This is a genomic window from Marinomonas atlantica, from assembly GCF_001639725.1.
Taxonomy (GTDB): domain Bacteria; phylum Pseudomonadota; class Gammaproteobacteria; order Pseudomonadales; family Marinomonadaceae; genus Marinomonas; species Marinomonas atlantica.
This window is the reverse complement of the sequence record NZ_LTAW01000020.1, coordinates 1-4844: the sequence shown is the minus strand read 5'-3', so window position 1 is coordinate 4844 and position 4844 is coordinate 1. Positions and strand designations below refer to the sequence as shown.

Sequence of the window (4844 nt, the reverse complement as noted above, 5' to 3'; positions counted from 1 at the left end):
TTATCTGATTATCTATTTTAAAGAGCGTCTGACTTCGTTACCGCTTCGTTGTTGTGAAGCGTTGTCCGTGTCAGTGGAGGCGTATAATACGCATCTGAATTTTCAGTGCAAGCGGTTTTTAAATTAATTTAATAAAAACGCGAAAGTTCTTTAAAACATACAAGGATTGGTGGTTTTTCACGCAAACCCTTTCCTTAATCAACCTCATTCTCATACATCGCTCAATTTAATCCCACTACTCCTAGCGACCCGAGACAACTAACCAACAAAAAGACCCACTACTATTGAGTAGTGGGCCTTTAATTGACCTATCTAATGTCGCAGTAAACTTAACCGCCTACATAACTCAACATTACGCCAGCCGCTACAGCAGAGCCAATTACACCAGCAACGTTCGGCCCCATCGCATGCATAAGCAAGAAGTTTTGCTTATTCGCTTCGAGACCTACTTTGTTCGCAACACGAGCCGCCATTGGAACCGCTGATACACCCGCGGCGCCAATCAACGGGTTAATTGGCGTTGATGAGAACTTATTCATTGTTTTCGCCATTAATACACCCGCTGCAGTACCGATAGAAAATGCAACAAGACCTAGTGATAAAATGCCTAACGTTTCGATATTTAAGAATGCTTCTGAGCTTAGCTTTGAACCAACGCCTAATCCAAGGAAGATAGTAACAATGTTGATCAATGCATTTTGAGCCGTATCGCTTAAACGATCAACGACACCACACTCTCGCATCAAGTTACCAAAACAGAACATACCTAGCAGTGGTGCGGCAGAGGGCAGGAACATTGCTACCAAAATAGTCACAACAATCGGGAAAATGATTTTTTCTGCTTTTGTTACATGACGAAGCTGCTCCATTTTAATAGAGCGCTCTTCATGTGTCGTTAAAGCACGCATGATTGGCGGCTGAATCAACGGCACTAATGCCATATAAGAATAAGCCGCTACCGCAATAGCACCAAGAAGCTCAGGAGCAAGACGACTCGCAACAAAGATTGCCGTTGGACCATCTGCACCACCAATGATACCAATCGCAGCCGCATCCGCTAACGTGAAGTCCATGATTCCTGCAGCCCCTAATAGCACTGCACCAATCACTGTTGCAAAAATGCCAAATTGAGCCGCAGCACCTAACAACAGTGTTTTTGGGTTGGCAAGCATTGGCCCAAAATCTGTCATAGCACCGACACCCATAAAGATAATCAACGGGAATAAGCCCGTTTCAATACCACCATGGTAAATGTAGTACTGCAAACCTCCAGGGGAGACCATATGCCCTGCAGCATCATAGACAGGTGCCGCCATAAATCCAGCACCCGGAATATTTACCAATACTGCACCAATACCTATTGGTAATAGTAGCAGGGGTTCAAAGCCTTTTTTAATAGCAAGAAATATCAGCAAAAGGCCAACCACAATCATAATGGCTTGACCAAACTCTAACTGATAAATACCCGTATCGTGATACAGGTTGAGTAATTTCTGTTCCATTCTCTAATAACCTACTTTTAGATCGCCAACAGGGCTTGGCCAACAGTGACAGCGTCGCCTTCTTTGACATGGATCGAAGCGACAGTACCGGATTTAGGTGCTGAGATTTCTGTTTCCATTTTCATGGCTTCCATGATCATTAATGTTTCACCTTCTGCAACTTGCTGACCAGGTGATACAAGAATCTTGAAAATATTACCTGCCAATGGAGCCGGAACATCTTCACCGCCACCTGCTGGAGCTGGTGAAGTAGAAGGCGCTGGAGATTGTGATGCTGCGATAGGCTGGATATTCGTTACATCACCACCTTCTTCCACCTGTACAACGAAGCTTTGACCAGAGACACTAACCGTATATACCGCAGGTCCGTCAGTAGATTGAGACTTTTTAGGTGCCGCAGTTGCCTCTTCCAATGTCGGCACAGGCTCAAATGCTGATGCATCACCACGGTTCTGAAGGAATTTCAAACCAATTTGAGGGAATAATGCATACGTTAGTACGTCATCAATCTGATCTGACGCTAACTTAATATCTTTCTCTTTAGCAAGCTCACCTAACTCAGCAGTCAACTTATCCATTTCAGGCTCAAGTAGATCTGCAGGTCGACAGGTAATCGCGTCTGCGCCATTTAACACTCGAGCCTGAAGCTCTTTATTAAACTCTGCTGGCGCTGCGCCGTACTCACCTTTAAGAACACCCGCCGTTTCTTTAGAGATCGACTTGTAACGCTCACCAGTAAGTACATTTAATACCGCTTGAGTGCCGACAATTTGAGACGTTGGTGTTACGAGCGGAATTAAGCCTAAATCTTCACGTACTCGCGGAATCTCTTCTAGAACAGCATCAAATTTATCTGCTGCGCCCTGTTCACGTAATTGGCTTTCCATGTTAGTCAACATGCCGCCTGGCACTTGTGCGATTAAGATTCGAGAATCCGTACCACGCAAAGAGCCTTCAAATTTAGCGTATTTCTTACGCACATTACGGAAGTAAGAAGCAATCTCTTCTAGTTTTTCTAAATCTAGACCTGTATCACGGTCTGTACCCTGCAGTGCAGCAACAACAGATTCTGTTGCTGAATGGCCATATGTCATCGACATCGAAGAAATGGCTGTATCAACTCGGTCAACACCCGCTTCAATCGATTTCAGAATGGTCATATCAGACAACCCTGATGTAGCATGGGCATGCAATTGAACTTCTAATTGAGTTTGATCTTTAAGCTTACCGACCAACTCAAACGCATCGTAAGGCGTCAAAATGCCAGACATGTCTTTGATCGCAATGGAATCTGCGCCCATGTCTTCTAACGTTTTCGCGTAGTCAACCCAGTTTTGAAGTGTGTGCACTCGGCTTTTAGTATAAGAGATCGTCCCTTGAGCATGCTTACCCTCACCTTTTACCGCTTTAATCGCAGTTTCTAGGTTTCGAGGATCATTCATCGCATCAAAGATACGGAAAACATCAACACCATTTTTTGCAGCACGCTCAACAAATTTTGTCACAACATCATCAGCATAATGACGGTAACCCAGTAGGTTTTGGCCACGCAAAAGCATTTGCTGTGGCGTATTCGGCATCGCCTTTTTAAGCTCACGAATACGATCCCATGGATCTTCACCAATAAAACGAATGCACGAATCAAACGTTGCTCCACCCCACGACTCTAACGACCAGAAACCAATTTGGTCCAACTTTTCTGCAATAGGCAGCATATCGTCAATACGCATGCGAGTAGCAAATAGTGATTGATGGGCATCTCTTAATACGACATCGGTGATGCCAAGAGGTTGTTTATTGTTTGACATGTTGTGGCCTCTAATCGTCTATGATTTAAATTAACGGTTACGATGTTGATGAATCGCAGCAGTAATAGCAGCAGCGATTTTAGGATCAGTAGCGGAAGCGCTAGTAGAAGTTGCACCAGCACTCGGTGCAGCCATAGTCTTTTTAGCAACTGGCGCTGCTTCTGGGAAATAACGATTGATCAATTTTGACATATAGGTTGTCGAAACAATCAACAAACATAGGAAGGTAAAAACAAACCCCATTCCCAATAACATTAAACCAAAGCCATCGCTCATTAAGTTATTCATAGCACTTTCCATTAAAATCTGAATAATTCAGGGCACGGTCATTCCGTACACCACAATGCTGTGATGCACAATAATTCCCTAATATGCATTCTTTTGTATCATAAAGCATATAGTTTTCATATTTTTTTTGCTTGGATATTGACAACGTGAACTTGCTTAATCGCGCCACCCCTCAACAATCAGCACAAGACATCATACTGGCGGTCGCACCAATGGAAGGTGTCATGGATCATACAATGAGATCACTTCTTTCAAGCGTAGGAGGAATGAACTACCTCGTTTCTGAGTTCGTACGCGTCACACAGCAAACTGTGTCCGCACAATCTTTGAAACGGCTGGTACCTGAGCTTGATAAAGCAAGTCGAACAACATTTAATCACCCAGTACATTTGCAAATACTTGGCTCCAACATTGACACAATGGCAAGCACGGCAGAAGAAGCAGGTTTAGCAGGGGCAACGCACTTAGATTTGAATTTTGGCTGTCCTGCAAAACGCGTAAATGGACACGGTGGCGGCTCTTTTTTATTGCAAGACCCAAAAACGCTCTACAACGTTGTATATGCCGTCAGGCAATCATTACCTAAACATATCCCACTGTCTGCAAAAATGCGCTTGGGCTATCAAGATGAAAACTTATTTTTTGAAAACCTTGATGCCATTGAGCAAGCAGGAGCCACAACTCTCACCATTCATGGACGAACAAAAAAAGATGGCTATGGTCCTCCAGCACGCTGGGAGAAAATTGGTCAAGCAACAAAACACTCAAGCATGACGATTATCGCTAATGGCGATATTCGCAATCGCGAGTCATTACTGGAATGCCAACAAGTTACTGGATGCTCTCACTTTATGATTGGCCGAGGAAGCCTAAGCAACCCATTTATATTCAGAGAACTGAAAGGCGGCAAGCAAGGCAGCTTTGAGGAACTGTTTGATCTTATGGAAGGCTACATCGACAAACTACTTGATTACTACGACAATTTTGCCACGCTTGGTCGCATTAAACAGTGGAGCGGACATTTAAGAACTGATTGGCCTGTCATTGCAGAAAACTTAAAAGCGATACGCAGCACGCAACATACTGATGAACTAAAAGCGTTAATGAATGCGATTAGAGATAAAGAGATAAAGAGATAAAATAAAAGAAAGAATAAACAAAAAAGAAATGGTGCATCCGGGAGGATTCGAACCTCCGACCGCTCGGTTCGTAGCCGAGTACTCTATCCAGCTGAGCTACGGATGCA

The 4844-nt window shown here is 43.8% G+C and carries 4 protein-coding genes and 1 tRNA gene; 1 reads left to right on the top strand and 4 read right to left on the bottom strand.

Going from position 1 to position 4844, the window contains the following annotated elements; all coding sequences use genetic code 11:
• Nucleotides 1-329 precede the first annotated feature (329 nt).
• From AYW75_RS18365 to AYW75_RS18355, 3 genes are read right to left on the bottom strand one after another with little or no spacing between them, the layout of a single operon-like run.
• Nucleotides 330-1502, bottom strand: coding sequence for a sodium ion-translocating decarboxylase subunit beta (locus AYW75_RS18365; RefSeq protein WP_067033749.1), 1173 nt, complete (start codon nt 1500-1502; stop codon nt 330-332).
• 17 nt (nt 1503-1519) lie between these two features.
• Nucleotides 1520-3310: a sodium-extruding oxaloacetate decarboxylase subunit alpha gene (oadA, locus tag AYW75_RS18360; RefSeq protein WP_067102698.1), complete on the bottom strand. Its 1791-nt coding sequence runs from the start codon at nt 3308-3310 to the stop codon at nt 1520-1522.
• 30 nt (nt 3311-3340) lie between these two features.
• A complete protein-coding gene (locus AYW75_RS18355) occupies nt 3341-3598 on the bottom strand; it encodes an OadG family protein (protein WP_067102695.1) in 258 nt (85 codons plus the stop codon).
• Between the two features lie 146 nt (nt 3599-3744).
• On the opposite strand from AYW75_RS18355, the gene AYW75_RS18350 reads away from it, so the two are divergent.
• Nucleotides 3745-4737 (top strand): tRNA dihydrouridine synthase, encoded by a 993-nt coding sequence (locus tag AYW75_RS18350; protein ID WP_231886242.1) that lies wholly within the window; start codon nt 3745-3747, stop codon nt 4735-4737.
• A 29-nt stretch (nt 4738-4766) separates the two neighbouring features.
• Here the strand turns inward: AYW75_RS18350 and AYW75_RS18345 are convergent.
• A tRNA-Arg gene (locus AYW75_RS18345) sits at nt 4767-4843 on the bottom strand.
• Between the last annotated feature and the right edge of the window lies 1 nt (nt 4844).